Source organism: Gelidimonas diazotrophica (assembly GCF_055694025.1).
In genome coordinates this window covers 866,145-887,738 of record NZ_CM146349.1, presented here as the reverse complement: position 1 = coordinate 887,738, position 21,594 = coordinate 866,145, and the positions used below count along the sequence as shown (strand labels likewise).

General features: G+C 57.8%; 19 protein-coding genes. 10 read left to right on the top strand and 9 right to left on the bottom strand.

From position 1 onward, the window contains the following. Positions 1–31: 31 nt before the first annotated feature. The 9 genes from pcaF to KGFNPO_RS04135 form a co-directional block, all read right to left on the bottom strand. A complete protein-coding gene (pcaF, locus tag KGFNPO_RS04175) occupies positions 32–1,234 on the bottom strand; it encodes a 3-oxoadipyl-CoA thiolase (protein WP_472633237.1) in 1,203 nt (400 codons plus the stop codon). A 302-nt stretch (positions 1,235–1,536) separates the two neighbouring features. Next, entirely contained in the window at positions 1,537–2,022 is a 486-nt protein-coding gene (locus KGFNPO_RS04170; RefSeq protein WP_472633236.1) for a MaoC family dehydratase, read from the bottom strand. Next, complete coding sequence (locus KGFNPO_RS04165) at positions 2,019–2,828, bottom strand: enoyl-CoA hydratase/isomerase family protein (protein ID WP_472633235.1); 810 nt, start codon at positions 2,826–2,828, stop codon at positions 2,019–2,021. Before KGFNPO_RS04165 ends, KGFNPO_RS04170 begins: the two co-directional genes overlap by 4 nt. Beyond that, positions 2,825–4,351 (bottom strand): 3-hydroxyacyl-CoA dehydrogenase, encoded by a 1,527-nt coding sequence (locus KGFNPO_RS04160; protein WP_472633234.1) that lies wholly within the window; start codon positions 4,349–4,351, stop codon positions 2,825–2,827. Before KGFNPO_RS04160 ends, KGFNPO_RS04165 begins: the two co-directional genes overlap by 4 nt. A 23-nt stretch (positions 4,352–4,374) precedes the next feature. Further along, a complete protein-coding gene (locus KGFNPO_RS04155) occupies positions 4,375–5,175 on the bottom strand; it encodes an enoyl-CoA hydratase-related protein (RefSeq protein WP_472633233.1) in 801 nt (266 codons plus the stop codon). 160 nt (positions 5,176–5,335) lie between these two features. Continuing rightward, positions 5,336–6,583, bottom strand: a complete 1,248-nt coding sequence (gene boxA / locus KGFNPO_RS04150; protein WP_472633232.1) for a benzoyl-CoA 2,3-epoxidase subunit BoxA — start codon at positions 6,581–6,583, stop codon at positions 5,336–5,338. A gap of 84 nt (positions 6,584–6,667) precedes the next feature. Further along, positions 6,668–8,095 (bottom strand): benzoyl-CoA 2,3-epoxidase subunit BoxB, encoded by a 1,428-nt coding sequence (boxB, locus tag KGFNPO_RS04145; RefSeq protein WP_472633231.1) that lies wholly within the window; start codon positions 8,093–8,095, stop codon positions 6,668–6,670. Between the two features lie 56 nt (positions 8,096–8,151). Further along, positions 8,152–9,810 (bottom strand): 2,3-epoxybenzoyl-CoA dihydrolase, encoded by a 1,659-nt coding sequence (gene boxC, locus KGFNPO_RS04140; RefSeq protein ID WP_472633230.1) that lies wholly within the window; start codon positions 9,808–9,810, stop codon positions 8,152–8,154. Positions 9,811–10,487: 677 nt separating this feature from the next. Then, positions 10,488–11,387 (bottom strand): helix-turn-helix transcriptional regulator, encoded by a 900-nt coding sequence (locus tag KGFNPO_RS04135; RefSeq protein ID WP_472633229.1) that lies wholly within the window; start codon positions 11,385–11,387, stop codon positions 10,488–10,490. Between the two features lie 254 nt (positions 11,388–11,641). Between KGFNPO_RS04135 and KGFNPO_RS04130 the strand changes: the two genes are divergently transcribed. The 10 genes from KGFNPO_RS04130 to KGFNPO_RS04085 all read left to right on the top strand — a co-directional run bounded on the left by KGFNPO_RS04130 (position 11,642) and on the right by KGFNPO_RS04085 (position 21,585). Beyond that, entirely contained in the window at positions 11,642–12,115 is a 474-nt protein-coding gene (locus KGFNPO_RS04130) for a DUF4863 family protein (RefSeq protein WP_472634383.1), read from the top strand. A 51-nt stretch (positions 12,116–12,166) separates the two neighbouring features. After that, on the top strand, positions 12,167–13,744 hold the full coding sequence (locus tag KGFNPO_RS04125) for a 3,4-dehydroadipyl-CoA semialdehyde dehydrogenase (RefSeq protein WP_472633228.1): 1,578 nt from the start codon (positions 12,167–12,169) through the stop codon (positions 13,742–13,744). Positions 13,745–13,851: 107 nt separating this feature from the next. Beyond that, a complete protein-coding gene (locus KGFNPO_RS04120) occupies positions 13,852–15,438 on the top strand; it encodes a benzoate-CoA ligase family protein (RefSeq protein ID WP_472633227.1) in 1,587 nt (528 codons plus the stop codon). A gap of 52 nt (positions 15,439–15,490) precedes the next feature. Continuing rightward, positions 15,491–15,979 (top strand): hemerythrin domain-containing protein, encoded by a 489-nt coding sequence (locus tag KGFNPO_RS04115; protein WP_472633226.1) that lies wholly within the window; start codon positions 15,491–15,493, stop codon positions 15,977–15,979. 48 nt (positions 15,980–16,027) lie between these two features. Then, positions 16,028–16,816, top strand: coding sequence for an alpha/beta fold hydrolase (locus KGFNPO_RS04110; RefSeq protein WP_472633225.1), 789 nt, complete (start codon positions 16,028–16,030; stop codon positions 16,814–16,816). 24 nt (positions 16,817–16,840) lie between these two features. Next, complete coding sequence (locus KGFNPO_RS04105) at positions 16,841–18,022, top strand: ABC transporter substrate-binding protein (protein ID WP_472633224.1); 1,182 nt, start codon at positions 16,841–16,843, stop codon at positions 18,020–18,022. 125 nt (positions 18,023–18,147) lie between these two features. Beyond that, positions 18,148–19,020: a branched-chain amino acid ABC transporter permease gene (locus KGFNPO_RS04100; RefSeq protein WP_472633223.1), complete on the top strand. Its 873-nt coding sequence runs from the start codon at positions 18,148–18,150 to the stop codon at positions 19,018–19,020. 4 nt (positions 19,021–19,024) lie between these two features. Beyond that, positions 19,025–20,095 (top strand): branched-chain amino acid ABC transporter permease, encoded by a 1,071-nt coding sequence (locus tag KGFNPO_RS04095; protein WP_472633222.1) that lies wholly within the window; start codon positions 19,025–19,027, stop codon positions 20,093–20,095. Then, positions 20,088–20,876, top strand: coding sequence for an ABC transporter ATP-binding protein (locus KGFNPO_RS04090; protein WP_472633221.1), 789 nt, complete (start codon positions 20,088–20,090; stop codon positions 20,874–20,876). The genes KGFNPO_RS04095 and KGFNPO_RS04090 overlap by 8 nt, the downstream gene beginning before the upstream one ends. A gap of 7 nt (positions 20,877–20,883) precedes the next feature. Further along, positions 20,884–21,585, top strand: a complete 702-nt coding sequence (locus KGFNPO_RS04085; RefSeq protein WP_472633220.1) for an ABC transporter ATP-binding protein — start codon at positions 20,884–20,886, stop codon at positions 21,583–21,585. Positions 21,586–21,594: the final 9 nt, after the last annotated feature.

Genomic DNA, 21,594 nt, shown 5'->3' with positions numbered 1-21,594 from the left:
TCATGATTGCTTGTTTAGCATTGTAAGCACATCAGACCCGCTCGATCACTATTGCAATTCCCTGGCCGACGCCGATGCACATGGTGCACAAAGCGTAGCGCCCACCGCTACGATGCAATTGATACATCGCGGTTGTCACCAGCCGCGCGCCACTCATGCCGAGCGGATGCCCCAATGCTATCGCGCCGCCGTTCGGATTCACACGCGGATCGTTGTCCTGCAAGCCCAACATGCGCAGCACCGCCAGCCCTTGCGCGGCGAATGCCTCATTCAATTCGATCACATCCATCTGATCCAGCGTCATGCCCAATTGCTGCAGCAGCTTTTGGGTTGCGGGCGCCGGGCCGATGCCCATCACGCGCGGTGCGACGCCTGCGGTTGCCATGCCGACAATGCGCGCTTGCGGCGTCAGGCCGTGCCGTCTGGCAGCGGCTTCACTGGCCAGCAACAGCGCACACGCGCCATCATTGAGACCCGAGGCATTGCCTGCGGTCACGCTGCCGTCCGGGCGCACCACGCCTTTCAATTTCGCCAGCGTTTCCATGCTGGTTGCGCGCGGGTGTTCGTCATGCATGACCGTAATGGGCTCGCCCTTTTTCTGCGGAATGATGACCGGCGTAATTTCTTGCGCGAAGATGCCGTTGTGTTGCGCGGCCGCAGCCTTGTTCTGACTGGCGACGGCAAACAAATCCTGATCTTCGCGACTGATGCGGAACTCGGTGGCGACGTTTTCGGCCGTCTGCGGCATCGCCTCGACGCCGTACTGCGCCTGCATCAGCGGATTGACGAAACGCCAGCCCATCGTGCTGTCGAAGATTTCTGCCTTTCGCGCAAAGGCGCTATCGGCTTTGCCCATCACGAACGGCGCACGCGTCATCGATTCGACGCCGCCGGCGATCATCAGGTCGGTGTCGCCGCAGCGGATCGCACGCGCGGCAGTGCCAACCGCATCCATGCCCGAGCCGCACAGACGATTGATGGTGGAGCCCGGCACTTCCTGCGGCAGACCCGCCAGCAACGCAGACATGCGCGCCACGTTGCGATTGTCTTCACCCGACTGATTGGCGCAGCCGTAAATCACATCCTGCAGCGCGGCCCAATCCAGCTTGGGATGACGGGCAATCAATGCGCGCAGCGGGATTGCGCCAAGGTCGTCGGCACGGATATCTTTCAAGGCACCGGCATAGCGGCCGATCGGGGTCCGCAGTGCGTCGCAAATATAGGCTTGGTTCATCAGATGTCCAAATAAGAAAATGGATGGGGCGCGCAAGCGACATTAATAGGGCTTACTTAGAGGGCTTACTTAGCCACAGAATGCAGTTTTTTGTAGGAGCGCACCTGGGCGCGATCAACGGCTGCAGTCTGGCGACTGCTTTCGCGCCCGGGTGCGCTCCTACAAAATCGCAGCATTTCGCTCTTAATTGCCTTGCCGGCCGAATAGCTTCTGAAGTTAAATAAATAGGGAGTATGCATAAAAACACATAACTCTCCGCATATATTTAAATACATTTAAATATATACGCAATCCAGTATGCATTACGGCCGGGGCGTACCGGCGGGCAGATCAGCGCTTGGCGGCATTGCTTCTTCCGTAAGTCGAAACAGGCTGGTAGCCTCAAGGTCGAGCACCTCCGCGCCACGCTGGTTCTGCATGATCCACTGCCAGCGAATGATCCCCAGCCAGGGTTTTGCCGCGGATCTCCGCGACTCATGGACCAGCACGTTTAATGTCAGCAAATCGCCGGGGCGCACCGGATGCGGCCACTTTACATAGTTCAGGCCGGGTGATGCATACGATTCAGAGCCGTTCAAAATGCCATTGCTGACCAGCCCCATCGCCATTGCACAGGTATGCCAGCCGCTGGCGATCAAGCCACCCCACGGCCCTTGTTCCGCCTGCACCGGATCGGTATGAAACCACTGCGCATCGTACTTGCGGGCAAAGGCAAGGACTTCTTCGGCATCGACTTCCACCGGGCCTAGCGTGAAGCGCTGGCCGCTGCTCAGATCTGCGAATTTCATGAGGCGACCTGATTGAATTGAGGGGCGCGTTTATCCTTGATGGCGGCCAGTCCTTCGCGCGCATCCGCCTGGCCGAAACCCATGATCTCGGCATTCAGGGATGCTTCAAAAGCCGGCCAGGCGGCGCGCAACCAGTGATTGAGCGAACGCTTGGTGTGGGCCAGTGCGCTCTGGCTGCCTGCCGCCAGCCTTTGCGCAATCTGCAATGCTTCGGCTTGCAATTGTTCGGCATCGACTGCGAGGCTAACCAGGCCGATCCGTTCCGCTTCCTCGCCGCTGACCGTTTCACACAGCAATAAATAATATTTTGCCTTGGCCATGCTGCACAACAGCGGCCAGATCAACGCCGCATGGTCGCCGGCGGCCACCCCTAATTTTGTGTGTCCGTCGATCAGTTTGGCGCTGCGCGAGGCCACCGAGATATCGGCCAGCAATGCCACCGCCAATCCGGCCCCGACTGCCGCGCCATTAATGGCAGAAACAATCGGCTTGTCGCAATTGATGATGCCCTGCACCAGTTCGCGCGCCTCGCGCATCACGCGCATGCGTGACTGCTCGGAGTGCAGCATGTCTTCCACCATGTCCAGCGCACCGCCGGCACAAAATGCCTTGCCTTCACTGCGCACCAGGACAACCTTCACCTGCGGATGCGCATTCAGTGTGCGCCAGACGGAAGCCAGCGCGCCGTGGCCTTGCGCATCGGTCACCGGCATGCCGCCTGCCGGTTGAAATATCAGATGCGCAATGCCGTCATGATCGATCTCGACGCGAAAATTGATGGTGTTGACGGGAATGGAAATGTTCATGTTGCGTGCCTTTCGGTCCAGAAGCGCTGTTGCAGCAAGGGGCTGATACGGTAGCGTTCGCTGCGGTACGCGGCAAATAAATTGTTGAGCAGATGGACGGTGTAATCAACGCCAATCTGCTGCAGCCATTCAAACGGTCCGGCCGGATAATTGGTGCCGAGTTTCATCGCCAGATCGGCGCTCGCTGCGTCGCAGACGCCTTGATGCACCGCATCGGCGCCTTCATTGATCAGCATCGCAACCGTGCGTGCGATCAACAGACCCGGCACATCGCGCATCACGATCGCTTGCAGGCCGCAGGCGGCCAGCGTGGCCGCGATGCCGGCCTGCGCTTCAGACGACACATCTGGAGCAAATGCAATCCCGATTGCGTCGCTGCGTTCGGACAGCAGCGGCAGATCGATGACTGCCAGTTGGCTAATGCTGCGTTCGCAGGCAAGTTGGGCGGCGCTGCGGCCATCGGTCAGATGCAATTCCGCGTCGCCGATCCGCAAGCCATTCCAGTCGCTGTCAACGGCATGGGAAAACGCCAGTTGCCTGCTATTCAGCCAGTTCGCCAACTTTTGGATGATTGCCGTATTTCCCATCACTTCAATCGGCAATCCTGGATTGCTGGCTGGTAAATTCGGCACCAGGGCTGGCGCTCCCTCGTAGAAACCCTTGCCCACTTTGCGCCCCAGACGGCCGCCGTCAACCAGTGCTTTCTGCACCAGCGACGGTAGATAGCGGCGGTCACCGTAATTGGCATCGAACACCGAGACCGTCACCGCGTAGTTGATGTCATGCCCGATCAGATCCATCAGTTCGCACGGCCCCATCCGGAACCCGGCGCTGCGTGCCGCCCGATCGAGTTGGGCCGGCGTTGCGGCTTGTTCCTGCAGCAAGGCCAGCGCTTCCGCATAGAACGGGCGCGCAATCCGGTTGACGATGAAGCCCGGCGTCGATTTTGCATGCACCGGCGTCTTGCCCCAGCGACGCGACAAATCGACGATCGCATCGGCCACAGCAGTAGCAGTCTCCGCGCCGGAAACCACTTCGACCAGTTTCATCAAGGGCACCGGATTAAAAAAATGCATGCCGACCACCCGCTCGGGATGCCGCATGCCATTGGCGAGTGCGGTAATCGACAGGGACGAGGTATTCGACGCCAGGATGGTATGGCGGCCGACGTGCGTTTCCAGTTCGCGCAGCAAGGTTTGCTTGGCTTGCAATTGCTCGACGATCACTTCCACCACCAGTGCTGCCTCGGCCAGTTCGGCCAGCGTATCGACCGGCACAATGCGCGCCAGAATCGTTTCCCGCTCGAGCCCGGACAGGCGTCCCTTGCCGACCAGGCCGGACAGTGCTGCAGCAATATTGTCATGGGCTGCGCGGGCCGCATCCGGGCGCGCATCCATCAAGCGCACCGGATGCCCGGCCGCCGCAGCGACTTGCGCGATACCCGCGCCCATGGTGCCGGCACCGATTACGCCCACCAATTGCTGCATTGCCGGTTGCGTATTGATTGGATATTCTGTTGTCATAGGAATCGGCTCTTTCGTCTCTGTCATGACTTCACCCAGGCGGCCGGACGTTTGGCCAGAAACGCCGCAAATCCTTCGCGTGCTTCCGGCGTCGAGCGTACCCGTGCAATCGTTTGCGCGGTCAGTTCACGCACCGCTGCATCCACTTCGGCTACCGCGAGCTGACCGTATAGCAGCTTGATCTCGCCCAATGCCTCGGGCCCATTGGCCAGCAATTGCACGACGGTCTTTTCAATCGCGGCGTCCAGCTGATCCGCCGCCACGACTTCGTGCACCAGCCCGATCTCGGCGGCGCGTGCGGCATCGATCAGTTCTGCCGTCAATGCCAGCCGCAGCGCCTGACGCTTGCCCACTGCATTGTTCAGATAAGGGCCGATCACGGACGGCAGGATGCCGAACTTTGCCTCGCTCACCGCAAAGCGCGCCTGCGGCACCGCGAACACGATGTCGCAGGCGCAGCACAGGCCGACACCGCCGCCATAGGCTGCGCCCTGAACCCGTGCGATGACCGGCTTGGCGCAAGACTGGATCAACTGCATCATGCGGGCAAAGCGCCGCGCATCGGCCAGATTGGCCTGCTGCGAATTATTGCTGGCGCGCTCCATCCAGCGCAGGTCCGCGCCGGCGCTGAAGGCGCGGCCTTCGGCGGCCAGCACGACCACCCGGGTAGCGTGCGCATTGCTGAGTGCGTCGAATACAGCGCTCAACTCGGCGATCATTGTTTCGTCGAACGCATTCAGTGTTTCCGGTTTGGTGAGCGTGACATGCGAGACGCCGCGCCCGTCGGTCGCCAGTTTGAGCGTTGTGTAATTTGAATCAGCCAACATGACTCCTTCTAACGATTAATGTAACTGAAGTTACGCACAAAAAATTCAGTCCACGAAAAGCACGAAAGACACGAACAAACCCTTTTTGCGATATCCGAAAGAAAGGTTTGATGCTTCCTTTCGCGCTTTTCGTGTCTTTCGTGGACAATGCTTTTCATCAGTAAGTCTCGACGTGGAAACGCCCGTCCCTGACCATCTTGCCGTGCAACGACGGCCAATCCATGCCGACCGCGCTGCAACTTTCACGCAGTGCCTCCATGACGCCGGTCTCCATGCCTTTCAGGCCGCAGATATAGATGTAGCTGTCGCCATTGAGCAAATCGGTCACTGTGCTGCCGGCTTCGCGTATCTTGTCCTGCACATACGCGCGCGGCTGATTTTCCACCCGGGAAAAAGCCAGATGCATGTCGATGAAGCTGGTCGGCAGTTTCAGCAGAGGGCCGAAATAGGGCAACTCTTCCGGCCGGCGCGCACCGAAAAACAACATCAGCTTGCCACCCTTCGATTGGCCTTTTACCATCAGGCGACGCCGGTGCTCGGTCATGGCGCGCATCGGGGCCGAGCCGGTGCCGGTGCAAATCATCAGGATATTCGAGCCGGGTTGATTCGGCATCAGGTAATTGGCGCCGAACGGTCCAGTCACCTGCACGCTATCGCCTTTTTGCAGATCGCACAGATAATTGGAGCCGACCCCGCGCACCGGATGACCTTCATGGTTTTCCACCACGCGTTTGACGGTCAGCGCCAGGTTGTTGTAACCATCGCGCTCGCCCTCGCGCGGGCTGGCAACCGAATACATGCGCAGGTAATGCGGCTTGCCGCCGGCATCGACGCCGGGCGGAATGATGCCGATCGACTGCCCTTCCAGAATCGGGAAAAACTGGGTGCCGAAGTCCAGCACGATATGGTGAATATCGCTTTCCATATCCGCTGCGGTGAGGCGGTAATTGCCCGCCACCGTTGCCGTCACCGGATTTTTCAGCGTGTACAAATTAATGTATGGATGCGCCGCCGACCACGGCGCCATGGTGGATGATGGTGAAGTGGCTGCATTGACTTGCATCCCCTCTATCGCTTCCTCTCCTGCGGCAACATCCTGGGCAGAACCGATCAGCGCATCGTCCGGCATTTTCTGTTGCGCTGGCAACTCGTCCCAGCCGAATTGTTCTGCCAGCGCATACCCGGCATTTTTCGGTACGGTGCGCCAGTGATCAATCGAACCGGTCGGGCACGGTGAAATGCACGCCATGCAGGCGTTGCAGATATCCACATTCACCACGTAATTGCGGCTATCGTGCGTGATTGCATCGACCGGGCAGGTTTCTTCGCAGGTATTGCAGCGAATGCAAACCTCGGGATCAATCAAGTGTTGCCGTATCAATATGATCGGTTCGGGAGCGTTCATGGCGGGTCATCCATAGGGGGCGAACAAGGTGAAAATGCGGTCGGCTGGAAAACGCGCAGCCGACCTTTTACAGCTTTTTACTGCCTAGTTGAAGCGGACGTACTCGAAGTCGATCGGCTGGCGATTGATGCCCACCGGCGGTGGCGCGATCCAGTTGGCAAATTTACCCGGCTCAATCACGCGCCCCATCAGCGATGCCACATACGCACGGTCTTCTTCACTAGGCAGCCAGTTGCGCACATTGGCTTGCCATTCCGCCTCGGAAATCACCCTGCCGTCCGGCGAAATGCGAATTCCAGCGAACGCACCGATATGACGGTTGAACGCCTTGTGCGGCGCTGTCAGCCGGAAACTCAATCCTGCCTTCTCGATCACCCGATTCCAGCGTCCGATGCCGGCCACTGCGTCCCGGATGTAATCGTCGCGCAGCACTTCATTGAGCGCATTCAGCAGCGGGACTTCGCGCTCCACCAGTGCGCCGTTGGCAATTTCAAGAATGTGGTAATGGCCGTCCTTCAACAGATGGTCGTCATCGCGCTTGGTTTCTTCGTAGCGGCCTTTCAGGCCCGCGCTGTAGAAAGTCGCCGCATTCGAGGACTGGTCTGCGCCGAACAAATCAATCGTGACGCTGAAATGGAAGTTCAGGTAACGCTGGATGGTCGGCAGATCGATCACGCCCTTGGCGCGCACTTGCGCCGGATCTTCGATGCCGAACTCTTTCATGACAGCGCAAGTACGGGCAACCACGCGTGAAATCCCGGATTCGCCGACGAACATGTGATGCGCTTCTTCGGTCAGCATGAAGCGGCAGGTGCGCGCCAACGGATCGAAGCCAGATTCCGCCAATGCGCACAACTGGAACTTGCCGTCACGGTCGGTGAAATAGGTAAACATGTAGAACGCCAGCCAGTCCGGCGTCTCTTCATTGAATGCGGCGAGAATGCGCGGTTTCTCTGCGTCGCCGGAATTGCGCTGCAGCAATGCTTCCGCTTCTTCGCGGCCGTCGCGGCCAAAATGCTTGTGCAGCAGGTACACCATTGCCCATAAATGGCGGCCTTCTTCCACGTTGACTTGAAACAAATTGCGCAGATCGTATTGCGATGGCGCGGTCAGGCCCAGATGGCGCTGTTGTTCGACTGACGCCGGTTCGGTATCGCCTTGCGTGACGATCATGCGGCGCAGATTGGCGCGGTGCTCGCCGGGAACGTCCTGCCAGGCATCCATGCCTTTGTTCTCGCCGAAATTGACTTTGCGTCCTTCCTCGGCTTGCGCCAGGAAGATGCCCCAGCGATAGTCCGGCATCTTCACATGGCCGAAACTGGCCCAGCCTTCCGGCGTGACATTGATGGCGGTGCGCAAATACACGTCATGGCCGCTCGAATTGTCCGGGCCCATGTCGCGCCACCAGTTCAGGTAGTTTGGCTGCCAATGTTCCAGCGCACGCTGCAATGTCTTGTCTTCGGACAGATTGACGTTGTTTGGAATTGTTTCACTGTAATCAATTGTGCTCACGGTAAATTCCTTTGATCAGGTTTATTGCAGGAGTTGATAATAAAAATTGATAATTTTCAAACGCGGTTCATGTCGAATTTGGCCTGGTTGCCGCTGCCATACACCTTTAGCGCACCCAATTCACCTACCGCATTCGGGCGGATAAAAATCCAGTTTTGCCAGGCGGTCAAACGGCCGAAAATGCGTGTTTCCATGGTTTCCTTGCCATTGAAGCGCAGGTTGGCTTCCAGTCCGGTCAGGGCGTCGGGCGACATGCTGGCGCGCTCTTCCAACGCCATGCGGGTTTCATCGGCCCAATCCAGGTCATCCGGATCGGCGGTAATCATGCCCAGCGCCAGAGCCTGGCCGGCATCGAGCGATTGCCCGATGCTGTTGCGTACCGCGGCTACTTCAGCCTCGTCTTCATAGAAGCGGCGGGCGATGCGCGATTGCGCGGTGACCATCGGTAAGGTGCCGAAATTGAGCTCGGATACCGCGATCCGCGGTGCGCGCTCCGGCGTCGATGGCAGAGCAAGCATGTAGCTGCGGTCGGCCGCCAATGCGATTTCAAGCAAGCTGCCGACAAAGCAGGAGCCTTCGTCGATGAACGCAAACAGCGAGCGCGACGACACATCGAGCCGGGCCAGCGTGCGGCGCAAAAAGCCGATGGTTTCGCGCACCAGCCAGTGCGATTTATGTGCCAGCAACGTGGCGTCGCTGGCCAACACGGCCTGCGCATCGCCACGGGTCTTCAGTATCCAGGTGCCGATCTCAAGTTCATTGGTGCGCAGGTGCAAAATCGCGTCGTCCAGTTCCCGCGCCATCTGCAATGGCCACCATTGCACGCCTGCGGCTTCGATGCCGGCGATATCGGTTGGCTGCGGCGCAGTGGGCGCCTTGACGGTCAGCGTCGCATTGCGCGCGGCGCGATCGATCACGATGCTGACAAATGCATAATCGATCGTGGTGTCGGTCTGGGTCCGGTGCAAGGGCGTCAGCTTGACGCCCTTGCCGTCTGCCGGCCGGTCGCTCTGTGCCGCCAGCGCCAGCGCATGGTCGCGTACGGTTTGCTGGAAATGTGTGGGCGTTGCGACTTCATCCACCAGACGCCAGTCCTTGGCGCGCTGTCCGCGCACGCCTTCGGAGGTGGTGCAAAAGATATCGGCAAGATCGTGGCGCACGTGGCGCTTGTCGGTCAGACGCGTCAGGCCGCCGGTGCCTGGCAACACGCCCAGCAGCGGCACTTCCGGCAAGCTGACGGAAGAAGCGCGGTCATCGACCAGAATGATTTCGTCGCAGGCGGCAGCCAGCTCGTAGCCGCCGCCGGCGCAAGCGCCATTGACCGCGGCGATGAATTTCAATCCCGAATGGCGGCTGGAATCTTCCAGCCCATTGCGCGTTTCATTGGTGAACTTGCAAAAATTGACTTTCCACGAATGGGTCGATTTGCCCAGCATGAAGATGTTGGCGCCCGAACAGAAAATCCGGTCCTTGCTGCTGGTGAGGATCACCGTGCGCACTTCCGGATGTTCAAAACGAATCCGCTGCACCGCGTCATTGAGTTCGATGTCGACCCCGAGATCATAGGAATTGAGCTTGAGCTTGTAACCTTCCTTTATGCCGCCATCCTCATTGATGTTCATGGTCAGCGTGGCAATCGGACCGTCGCAGGCAATGGACCAATGCTTGTAATGCTCGGGTGCAGTTTGATAGTTGATTTGCGGCGAGGTATTCATGGCACTCCACATAGGATTTATAATGCGTTGGTAAAATCTATATACGCAATATATTGCATATAAATTTCATAGTCAAGCATCAAGATGCATTTTTTTGCATGTTCTATAAAAAAATAAGATTTTGGCCGCGGTGATGGGAATGGCGCCGTGCAAGCCGGCAAGTAATGTAAGTAAGGGACAGCTACGCAATGGCCGCCGCCACCTTTTAAAGTATCAGGGGGATTTTTTGACTTTAGTTTGAATCGTGCGCAAGCAGAATGCCGGGCTTCGCAAGCGCAGCACCAAGATATTAACTACGGTATGTATTTATAGATACACATTATATGTATGCGGAAAGTGGCATATTTTTGCCTATACTCCTGCATATTTCTTGAATTCGGCAACTATTCAACCCGCTAGGCGAGGACTGTTTGATCCCCTCTCCCACTTGTGGGAGAGGGTTAGGGAGAGGGTCTTAGCAAACACTCCGGCCGCATTATGTGGCAATGCAATCAAGGTTGAGCCTTGTTTTGGCCCACCTTACTTATTGCGAGCACCCTCTCCCCAGCCCTCTCCCGCACGCGGGAGAGGGGGCTACCCATAGCGGGCTGAATAGATACTGAATGCGTGAGTTGGGCTAAAGCTTTATTAGCCACCATCGCAGCCCGACATTGTGCTGATCAGTCACCGTGCAACACTTAATAGAAAACCTTGTCCTGCACCAGGACGGAACCGCGCAGTTGATCCACCAGACCCATAAAAGCCGCTTCCTGCGTGATGTCACTGGTATTGAACACGGCATCGGCCTTGGAATAAAACTCTGCGCGGCTTTCCATGATGCGTTTCAAATCCTCCATCGCTTCACGGTTGCCGGAGGTCGGTCGGGTGTCGCCCTGGGCCAGCACGCGCGCCATATGATCTTCCGGGGATGCCTGCATCCAGACTGTGTATGTATGCGAAAGCAGCAAGTTGAAGGTCGCAGGCTCCGAAACGATGCCGCCCGGCGTGGCAATCACCGCGCGTGGAAAGCGCCGTATCACATCTTCCAGCGCGCGATATTCATAGCGCCGGTACGCGCTTGGGCCATACAAACTATAAATTTCTGAAATGCTGCAACCCGCCAGCGTTTCGATCTGCCGGCTCAGTTCGATGAACGGCACCACCCAGTTATCTGCCAACATCTGTCCCAGCGTCGATTTGCCTGCACCGCGCAAACCGATCATTGCCACCCGCTGACGGCGTGCCGATTCGCTGGTCGGCGCATCAAAAACGCCCGCCAGCGCGGCCCGGCCCTTGGCCAGCTCGGTCTCTGAGCGGCCACGGAGAATTTCGCGAATCATCAGCCATTCCGGCGACGACGCAGTTTCATCGCCGATCGCTTCGGCCAGCGTGCAATTGAGCACCGAGGTGAGCTGGCGCAGAAACTGCACCGTGACATTGCCCACGCCGGATTCCAGATTGGCAAGATGGCGCTCGGACACATCGGCCATGCGCGCCAGCGCTTTGCGCGTCAAGCCGCGCCGCGCCCGCAGGACTTTCAAGCGCTCGCCGAGTGCAATCAGGAAGGGATCTTTATGTTGTTCTGAATTATTTGTCATGACTATTGGAGCTGTAAAAAATTATTTATCGTGCCGCGCTGATTAGATAGTGACATGCATTAAAAGAGCAATAAATTAAATTCACAATGCATGTATAAGCGCTTGACGTACGCAACATATTGCACATATACTTATTTCAAGATGCATTATAAGACATAAAAAAGCAAGTATTTGATGCACTATAAGTCACAAGCATACTAAGTCGCAAGCTTGATTTCATGGAGATTAACGTGGATATAAAAGTGGATATAAAAGTGAAGATAAGCGGATTTCAGTCGCTGATTGCCCGTCTGACCGAAGAGATTGCCGGAGTTCCGCTGGGGTCGTCGCTGGAAGCGCACCTCAATGCGGAGCACGGCCCCAAGAGCGATATGTTCGAAGCGATTTTCGCTGCCTGCAAGATGGGCGTCAAGGAAGGCTGGATGTGCAATCGGGAAGGCGGCGGCGTACGTTACGGCCGGGTGCTGAAGCCGACCGAGGCGACCCACGGTTTCAGCGTCGACGTGGTCGAGATGGAGAATGTGGCCGGTCCCTACCATGTCCATCCCAACGGCGAGATAGATTTGATCATGCCGCTGACGCCGGGCGCCTGTTTCGATGAAAACCCGGCCGGCTGGTGCGTCTATGAACCCGGCAGCGGACATCGCCCGACTGTCGCCAAAGGGCGCGCTCTGGTGCTGTATCTGTTGCCGCAAGGCGCAATCGACTTTACGCCTGAAGCGGCGTAATCGCACCATTCGATCCTGCCGGCCGATTCCCCATTTTTTGATTGCATTCACATGATCCATCTTCCCCATCTTCCCAACTATTTGAGCGGCGTCTGGCAAGCTGAATCAGGGCGCAGCGCTATCTTGCTTGATCCGGTCACTGGCCAGTCGCTGGCTACTGCAGGTGGACCGGCAGCAGGACTGGACGCCGGATTTGCTTTCGCCCGCACACAAGGCGCACCCGGACTGCAAGCAATGTCTTACGGTCAGCGTGCCGGCATGCTGGGCGAGATATTGAAAGTGCTGCAAGCCAACCGCGACGCCTACTACGAGATCTCGCTGGCCAATTCAGGCACCACCAAAGCCGATTCCGCAGTCGATATCGAAGGCGCGTCATTTACGCTGGGCTATTACGCAAAGATGGGCGCTGCCTTGGGCGATGCCCGCACGCTGCTCGACGGCGCTGCGGCGATGCTGTCGAAAGATCAGCTATTCCAGTCGCAACACATCCTGACGCCAGTACGCGGTGTCGCGCTGTTTATCAATGCATTCAATTTCCCGGCCTGGGGCTTATGGGAAAAAGCGGCGCCCGCCTTGCTGTCAGGGGTGCCGGTGATCATCAAGCCGGCCACGGTCACCGCCTGGCTGACCCACCGCATGGTGGCCGACGTGATCGCCGCCGGCATTTTGCCTGCGGGTGCGCTGTCCATCGTCTGCGGCAGTTCCGCCGGCTTGCTCGACGCACTGCAGCCATTCGATGTAGTGTCATTTACCGGCTCGGCCGATACCGCTGCGCTGATTCGTTCGCACGCTGCCATCTCACGTCATTCGGTGCGCGCCAATATCGAGGCTGACAGCTTGAATTCGTCGATTCTCGGTATCGACGCGGCACCGGGAACCGCCGCGTTCGAGCTTTACGTCAATGAACTGGTGCGCGAAATGACCACCAAGAGCGGGCAACGCTGCACCGCGATTCGCCGCGCGCTGGTTCCCCAACAATTCTTCGAGGCGGTGGCCGAAGCAGTCGGCGCCAAACTGGCGCAGGTCAGCGTCGGCAATCCGCGCAATCCCGAAGTGCGGATGGGCTCGCTGGTTGGCCGCGAACAGTATGACAACGTGCAGGCCGGCATTGCCAGGCTGGCAAGCGAAGCCGCCGTCCTGTACGACGGCAGTGCGCAGCAGCTGATCGATGCCGACCCGTCAATCGCCGCATGCGCTGCGCCCACCTTGCTGGGGGTGCGTGATGCGGATCAAGCCGCGCTGGTGCATGACCATGAAGTATTCGGGCCGGTATCGACCTTGCTTGGCTATCGCGATACCGGCCATGCGCTGGCGCTGGCGCATCGCGGCCTGGGGTCGCTGGTGGCTTCCGTATTCAGCGCAGACAGTGGATGGATGGCGCAGGTCGGACGCGAACTGGCCGGCACCCATGGTCGGGTTCACATGGTGAGCCCCGATGTCGGCAAGACCCACACAGGTCACGGCAACGTGATGCCGGCATCGATCCACGGCGGCCCCGGCCGCGCCGGCGGCGGCGAGGAACTGGGCGGTATGCGCGCACTGGGCTTTTACCACCGCCGCGCGGCACTACAGGGATCGTCCGTCACGCTGCAGCAACTGGCGCCCACCGCAACACACTGGAACGCTTGAAAAACAACTGACAGTGCAGAGACCGAACTTTGCAGAAATTGCATTGTTCAATGACTAAATTTTAGCGCGCGGCATGTGCCATGTGATGCGCAACAATAGGAGATGAAATGCCGGATTTATCTACAGCTGACCATCGGGTGAGCCCGCCAGTCATCGATATTCCGCGTTGCTACAACGCGGCGCACGACCTGATCGAACGCAATCTGCAGGCAGGCCGCAAAGACAAGCCTGCATTCATCGACGACAACGGCGTATACACCTACGGCGAAGTTGCGCATAGAAGCTCCGCCTTCGCGAATGTGCTCGGTCAACTGGGCGTGGCGGCCGAGCAGCGCATTCTGCTGTGCATCCATGACACGATCGATTTTCCAACGGTTTTCCTGGGCGCGATCAAGGCTGGCGTGGTGCCGATCGCGGTCAATACCTTGCTGACCCAGGGCGATTACGAATACATGCTGACCGACAGCGCAGCCAAAATTGCAGTGGTTTCAGAAGCACTGCTGCCGCTGTTCCAGCCCTTGCTCGGTAAAGTGCCGACGCTGGAGCGCATTCTGGTCGCCGGCAGCAGACAGGCCCCGGATGGACTCACCCCGCTGCTGGAACAGGCCAGCGGCGACTTTGCGGTCGTAGCCACTTCCAGCGACACGCCCTGCTTCTGGTTATATTCATCCGGTTCCACCGGTGCGCCCAAAGGCACCGTGCATATCCATTCCAGCCTGATCCAGACCGCAGAACTGTATGCACGACCTATCCTCGGCATCAACCAGAACGATGTCATCTTCTCGGCCGCCAAGCTGTTCTTTGCCTACGGACTCGGCAACGGCCTGACGTTTCCAATGTCAGTCGGCGCCACGGCGGTGCTGATGGCGGAACGTCCGACGCCCGCAGCAGTCTTCACGCGCATGCGCCAGCATCAGCCCAGCATCTTCTGCGGCGTGCCTACTTTGTATGCCTCCATGCTGGCCAATCCGGAACTGCCTGCCCGCGACGAACTCACGCTGCGCCGTTGCATCTCTGCCGGCGAAGCGCTTCCCGAAGAAATCGGCAAACGCTGGTCGAGGCACTTCGGCCTGGATATTCTGGATGGCATCGGCTCCACCGAAATGCTGCACATCTTTCTTTCCAACCGCGTTGGAGCAGTCCGTTACGGCACCACTGGCAAGCCGGTTCCCGGCTATGCGGTGCGCTTGGTCGACGAAGAGGACAAGCCGGTGGTGCGTGGCGAAGCGGGCGAACTGCATATTTCCGGTCCGACCAGCGCCACCCTTTACTGGAACAACCGTGAAAAATCGCGTCATACCTTTCTCGGCGGCTGGACCCGCAGCGGCGATAAATACCATGAAGACGAAGATGGGTATTTCGTCTATGCCGGCCGCAGCGATGACATGCTCAAGGTCAGCGGCATTTACGTCTCGCCGATTGAAGTCGAATCGGCATTGATCGGTCACGCTGCCGTGCTCGAAGCCGCCGTGGTAGGCAAGGAAGACGACGACAAGCTCATCAAGCCGATCGCTTATATCGTGCTGAAACCGGGCGTTGTGCCTTCGCCTGAACTGGAGGCGGAATTAAAGGCGCATGTAAAAGGCTGCCTGGCGCCCTACAAATACCCGCGCTGGATGAAGTTCGTCGACGAGCTGCCAAAGACCGCAACCGGAAAGATACAGCGTTTCAAATTGCGCGCCAGCGCCGCATGAGCGCAATCGCCTCTGCAGCCCGAGATCCCACAACTAACCTGGTACCGAGACAATGAATACTGCAATTGCCATCCTCTGTGATGAACATCGTTCCATCGCAGCAGTTCTCAAGGGGCTGCTGGACCACGTTACACGGGTCAAAGACGGCGCCGAAGCGCCCGACTTCGCGCTGTTCGGGGCGATGTTCGACTACATCGAAGTGATCCCGGAGCGGGTTCATCATCCGAAGGAAAACGAATATTTGTTCCGCTTTCTGCGCATACGCGATCCCGAGTCGGCGCCGATTCTCGATCTGCTCGAAGCCCAGCATGAAGCCGGTGGCGAGTTGCTTGAAGATCTGCGCAAGAAGCTCGCCGCCTATCGCGACGGCGGCACGCTCGCGCCTTTCGATCTGGCCCTTACCGCGTATGCCGAGTTCAACTGGGATCACATGAGCAAGGAAGAAAATATCGTTATCCCGCACGCTGAAAAGGTCCTGACGGAAGCAGACTGGAAAATCATCGGCGCCGCTTTCGCCACCAACCGCTACAGCGCCTGGTAACAACAATGCATGGAGCACAGAAAGGAACCATCTGCGATGCGTTCAGATATGCACAGCATCCAATTTGCCGATATTCAATGGCGCAATAGCCCGCTCAGGCTGGAGTATCAATGGATAGGCGCCAGGCATTCCGACTACCCGGTAATCGTGTTTCTGCATGAGGGCCTTGGTTCGATCGCGCTTTGGAAAGATTTTCCCGAGACTTTTTGCCGGACGCACGGTTTTAGCGGACTGGTATTTTCACGCTACGGCTACGGTCAATCCACTCCAAGACCGGCAGCAGAAAAGTGGCCAGTCAGCTTCATGCACGAGCAGGCGCATCAGGTGTTGCCTGCTTTTTTCTCACACCTGGGAATTACAAATCCCTGGCTGTTCGGTCATAGCGACGGCGCCTCGATCGCGCTGCTGTATGCAGCGCGTTTTTCTGAAAATCTGAGCGGAATTGTCGTCGCCGCCCCGCATATTTTTGTCGAAGATATCAGCATCGCCAGCATCCGCGTTGCTCGGGACGTCTATCTGACGAAAAATTTGCGCGCCAGACTGGCGCAATACCATGCCGACGTCGATTCGGCCTTCTGGGGCTGGAACGATATCTGGCTTGACCCCGCATTCCGCGCATGGAATATCGAAAACGATCTCGCCAGCATCACCTGCCCGGTGCTTGCGATCCAGGGTGAAGACGACGAATACGGCACCCTCGAACAAGTCTACGGAATTCAAAGAAAAATTCCGGCTGCACAGATCGTCGTACTACCGCAATGCGGCCACTCACCGCATCGCGATCAGCCAGAAGCACTCAGCCAGGAAGTTGCGCATTTCATCACCCACAGAGTTTAAAAAACCATATAAGCAGGAGACAACATGCAACTCAATTTCAAACTTAGTTTCAAACCTACCCAATTCGCCGTTGTAGCCGCAACATTATTTCTGGCCAGCCAGGTTCATGCGCAAACTGCGCCAGTGAAAGTCGGCCTGATGCTGCCGGCGACCGGCACCTACGCCAACCTCGGCACAATGATCGAAAATGGCTTCAAGCTGTATGTGTCCGAACAGGGCGGCAAACTAGCCGGACGGGAAATACAGTATTTCAAGGTTGACGATGAATCCGCCCCGGCAAAAGCCATCGATAACGTCAACAAGCTGATCAAGCGCGATCAGGTCGATGTGCTGGTCGGCACCGTGCATTCTGGCGTGGCGCTTGGCATGGCCAAGGTTGCCAAGGAAACAGGAACGCTGCTGATTGTGCCGAATGCCGGCGCCAATGCGATCACCGGCGCCATGTGCGCGAAAAATATCTTCCGTAGCTCGTTCTCCAGCTGGCAGTCCGGTTTTGCAATGGGCAAGGTTGCCGCCGAGCGTGGACACAAAAAAATCATGACGATTACCTGGAACTACGCGTTCGGCAATGAGTCGGTGGAAGCCTTCACCGAGGGATTCGAGAAGGCCGGCGGCAAAGTGACGCAAAACATGACGCTGCCGTTTCCGAATGTGGAATTCCAGGCATTGTTGACGCAGATAGCAGCGCAGAAGCCGGACGCAGTCTATGCATTTTTTGCCGGTGGCGGCGCGGTCAAATTCGTCAAGGATTATGCTGCGGCCGGCTTGAACAAATCGATTCCGTTGTACGGCCCCGGCTTCCTGACAGATGGCACGCTGGAAGCGCAAGGAGATGCGGCGCAGGGAATGTTTACCACCCTGCACTATGCGGACAATTTGAATACGCCGCGCGACAACGCATTTCGCCTCAGCTTTGCAAAAGCCTACAAGGTCAATGCCGATGTGTATGCAGTACAGGGTTACGATGCCGCGCAAATGCTGGCAGCTGGCCTGAAAGCGGCTGGCGGCGATATCAAGAAACAGGACAAGGTCATCGCCGGCATGACGGCGGCGCAGATCGATAGCCCACGCGGCAAATTCACCATGTCGGCTGCGCATAACCCGGTTCAGGATATCTATCTGCGCCAGGTAAAAGCCAATAATAACGAACTCAAAAACGTCGCGATCAAGGCACTGGCTGATCCGGCCAAGGGCTGCAGAATGTAGCGTTTTGGCAGCATGGACATGGGTGGCAGCGGCACCATTGCCACCCACGCTGCCAATGCTACCAATGCCCATTGCGCGATCGCGCACTACTGTTCGGATCGCCCCATTTGCTACCTGGAATCACCATGGATATCTCTACGTTTCTGGCGCAGTGTTTGAACGCTGTGCAATATGGCTTGCTGCTTTTTTTGGTGGCAAGCGGACTGACCCTGATTTTCGGCATCATGGGCGTGATCAATCTGGCCCATGGCAGCTTTTACATGATAGGCGCGTACATGGCATTCGGGCTGGCGCCTTTTTTCGGCGATCAGTTTTTGCTGCAACTGCTGGCCGGTGTCGTGCTGGCCGCCTTGTTCGGCTTCGTACTGGAATGGCTGTTTTTCAGCTACCTGTATCAGCGGGACCACCTGCAGCAGGTGCTGATGACGTATTCGCTGATCCTGGTGTTCGAGGAAGCGCGCAGCCTGCTGGTCGGCAACGAAGTGCACGGCGTCAAAGCGCCCGAGTGGTTATCCGGCAGCATCCAGTTCGGCGATTTGATGAGTTACCCGGTATACAGCCTGTTCGCGTCGGCGGCCTGTCTGGTGGTGGCAATCGGACTGTATTTTGTGGTCAACCGCACCCGGCTGGGCATGATGATCCGGGCCGGCGCCAGCAACCGCGACATGGTGCGCGGCCTAGGCATCAATATCAAGCTGTTGTATCGGATTGTGTTTGCCGCCGGCGTGGCGCTGGCGGCACTGGCCGGCATGATTGCCGCGCCCATGACTTCGGTCTATCCGGGCATGGGCGGACAGATCCTGATTATCTGTTTCGTGGTGGTCGTCATCGGCGGCATCGGTTCCATTTCTGGCGCCCTGATCGCGTCATTGCTGGTGGGTTTCGTCGATATCTTCGGCAAGGTATTTTTCGCCCAGTTCAGCGGCCTTAGCGTGTACTTGCTGATGGCACTGATTCTGATCTGGCGTCCCGAAGGTTTGAAAAGCAAAGGATACTAAAATCATGGCCATATCGTCGCTCTCAAGTCCGGCCATCGCGCATTCCCACAGCAGTATCCGGCATTGGTTGCTACCGGTGGCTGGCGCCGTCGTGCTCGCCGCGCTGCCGATGTTTTTGTCGTCCTATCTGCATGATCTGGTGCTGAAGATCGTGATTTACGCAATCTTCGCGCTGAGCCTGGAACTGCTGGTCGGCACCACCGGCCTGATCAGTCTTGGGCATGCCGCGTTCTTTGGCATTGCCGCTTACATCACGGTGCTGGCATCGTCCGATTCATCGGCTTCTTCGATCTTCTGGTTGCTGCCGCTGGCAATGCTGGGCGCCGGCGCTTATGCACTTTTCGTCGGCGCGCTCAGTTTGCGCACCAAAGGCGTGTATTTCATCATGGTGACGCTGGCGTTTGCGCAGATGGCTTATTTCGTATTCCACGATACCGCCATCGGCGGCGGCAGCGATGGCATTTTCCTGCTGCTCCGGCCGGCGTTGCGCATCGGCGACTTCACTCTGCTTGACCTGGAACAGCCGCTGCACATGTATTTTTTTGCGGTCGGCTGCCTAGCGGCAAGCTACGCGTTGCTGGCGATGATGCAGCGCTCTCGCTTCGGCCATACGCTCGCCGGCATCCGCGCCAACGAGCAGCGCATGCGTGCCACCGGTTACAACACGTATAACTACAAACTGGCAGCGTTTGTCATCGCTGCCATGCTGGCAGGGCTGGCTGGGTTCTTGATCGTTGCAAAAAATGGCATTGTCAATCCGGAGCTGTTGTCATGGCATGAATCCGGCGCGGTGCTGCTGATGATTATTCTGGGTGGTTTGGGCAGCTTGCGCGGCGCCATCATTGGCGCAGTGGCGTTCATCTTGCTGAAAGAATTTTATTCCTCCGAAGCGATCTTCGGCCAGATCGCGCATAGCTGGCAAATGACGCTGGGGTTGACGATGATATTTTTTGTCGCCGTCATGCCAAATGGTCTGATCGGCCTGGCCGCGCAATGGCAGCGCAGCAGAGCCGGCAAGCGCCTTTCACTTTCAACGCCCCACCGCCCCGACGACAAGGAGGCACGTCATGATTAATCCTGCGCGCGCTCAAGTACTGGCTGCAGCACCGCCGCTGTTGCAAGCGGCGGCACTCACCCGTCGCTTTGGCGGCCTCGCTGCTGTCAACGGTGTGTCGGTAGATTTGCATATCGGTGAAGTGCATGCGGTCATTGGCACTAATGGTGCCGGCAAATCCACCCTGATCAACATGTTGTCCGGCGAGATTGCGGCCTCTAGCGGCGCAATTAAATTGAGTGGAATCGATATTACCGGGTGGTCGCAAGCGCGCCGTGCGCGTTCCGGCATCGGTCGCAGCTATCAGCGCACCACCATATTTCCAAAGTTCACTGTGCTTGAGAACTGCCGCCTGGCCGCGCAAGCGGCAGCGCAACGGCCCTGGATGTTATGGGAGGCGGCTGCAACCTGTGCGCATAGCGTGGAGGCTGCATGGCATGCGCTTGAGTCTGCCGGCTTGCACGATTTCGCACATCTTATCGCCGGCACCATCAGCCACGGTCAGCAGCGCCAGCTGGAAATCGCCATGTGCCTGGCTACCAATCCCAAGGTATTGCTGCTCGATGAGCCGCTCGCGGGCATGGGCGCGGAAGAAACTGATCGCATGTTATCGATGCTTGAGAGGCTGAAAACTGCGCATGCGATTTTGCTGGTCGAACACGACATGGATGCAGTGTTTCGCGTGGCCGACCGCATTACTGTGATGGTCAACGGGCAAGTCATTGCTACTGACGTGCCGGACAATATCCGCAGCAACAACGACGTCAAAGTGGCCTACCTGGGCGAAACGCATTCAGCTTAAGGCAACCATGCTAAAAATTAAATCTCTCAATACCTACTACGGTGACAGTCATATTTTGCACGGCGTCGATCTTGAGATTCCGGCAGGAAAAGCAGTCGGACTGCTGGGCCGCAACGGCATGGGCAAGACCACACTGATCCGCAGCTTGATGGGCTTCGTGCCGGCGGCATCAGGCCAAATAGCATGGCGCGGCAAAGATGTCACCGGCTACACACCCGAACGCATGGCGCGCCTGGGCATCGGCTATGTTCCGGAAGGTCGGGGGATATTCCCCAATCTTTCAATCAGAGAAAATCTGGTGATGAGTGCGCGGCCCGGGGCTGCAGGCCGATGCGACTGGACCTACGATCGGGTGCTGGAAACCTTTCCCAGGCTAACCGAGCGACTCGACCACGGCGGCCAACAGCTGTCTGGCGGCGAACAACAAATGCTATCCATTGGACGGGCGTTGATGACGAACCCCGATCTGCTGATACTTGACGAAGCCACCGAAGGATTAGCGCCGCTGATCGTCCTGGAAATCTGGCGCGTGATCAGACAAATAAGTCAAACCGGCATCAGCACGCTGATCGTGGACCGCAACTATCACTCTGTTCTGTCCCATACCGATGTGGCGGTCATCATGGAAAAAGGAAAAATCGCGCTGGCGGGCGAATCGGCAACGCTATTGAATTCCCCCGATAAGCTGTCACGCTATCTTGGCGTATAGACGCCCATT

What these genes read in the sequence shown, in the direction of transcription:
- pcaF (WP_472633237.1), bottom strand. Translation starts at nt 1,234, where the DNA reads ATGAACCAAGCCTATATTTGCGACGCACTGCGGACCCCGATCGGCCGC.
- KGFNPO_RS04170 (WP_472633236.1), bottom strand. Translation starts at nt 2,022, where the DNA reads ATGAAATTCGCAGATCTGAGCAGCGGCCAGCGCTTCACGCTAGGCCCG.
- KGFNPO_RS04165 (WP_472633235.1), bottom strand. Translation starts at nt 2,828, where the DNA reads ATGAACATTTCCATTCCCGTCAACACCATCAATTTTCGCGTCGAGATC.
- KGFNPO_RS04160 (WP_472633234.1), bottom strand. Translation starts at nt 4,351, where the DNA reads ATGACAACAGAATATCCAATCAATACGCAACCGGCAATGCAGCAATTG.
- boxA (WP_472633232.1), bottom strand. Translation starts at nt 6,583, where the DNA reads ATGAACGCTCCCGAACCGATCATATTGATACGGCAACACTTGATTGAT.
- boxC (WP_472633230.1), bottom strand. Translation starts at nt 9,810, where the DNA reads ATGAATACCTCGCCGCAAATCAACTATCAAACTGCACCCGAGCATTAC.
- KGFNPO_RS04135 (WP_472633229.1), bottom strand. Translation starts at nt 11,387, where the DNA reads ATGACAAATAATTCAGAACAACATAAAGATCCCTTCCTGATTGCACTC.
- KGFNPO_RS04125 (WP_472633228.1), top strand. Translation starts at nt 12,167, where the DNA reads ATGATCCATCTTCCCCATCTTCCCAACTATTTGAGCGGCGTCTGGCAA.
- KGFNPO_RS04120 (WP_472633227.1), top strand. Translation starts at nt 13,852, where the DNA reads ATGCCGGATTTATCTACAGCTGACCATCGGGTGAGCCCGCCAGTCATC.
- KGFNPO_RS04115 (WP_472633226.1), top strand. Translation starts at nt 15,491, where the DNA reads ATGAATACTGCAATTGCCATCCTCTGTGATGAACATCGTTCCATCGCA.
- KGFNPO_RS04110 (WP_472633225.1), top strand. Translation starts at nt 16,028, where the DNA reads ATGCACAGCATCCAATTTGCCGATATTCAATGGCGCAATAGCCCGCTC.
- KGFNPO_RS04105 (WP_472633224.1), top strand. Translation starts at nt 16,841, where the DNA reads ATGCAACTCAATTTCAAACTTAGTTTCAAACCTACCCAATTCGCCGTT.
- KGFNPO_RS04100 (WP_472633223.1), top strand. Translation starts at nt 18,148, where the DNA reads ATGGATATCTCTACGTTTCTGGCGCAGTGTTTGAACGCTGTGCAATAT.
- KGFNPO_RS04095 (WP_472633222.1), top strand. Translation starts at nt 19,025, where the DNA reads ATGGCCATATCGTCGCTCTCAAGTCCGGCCATCGCGCATTCCCACAGC.
- KGFNPO_RS04090 (WP_472633221.1), top strand. Translation starts at nt 20,088, where the DNA reads ATGATTAATCCTGCGCGCGCTCAAGTACTGGCTGCAGCACCGCCGCTG.
- KGFNPO_RS04085 (WP_472633220.1), top strand. Translation starts at nt 20,884, where the DNA reads ATGCTAAAAATTAAATCTCTCAATACCTACTACGGTGACAGTCATATT.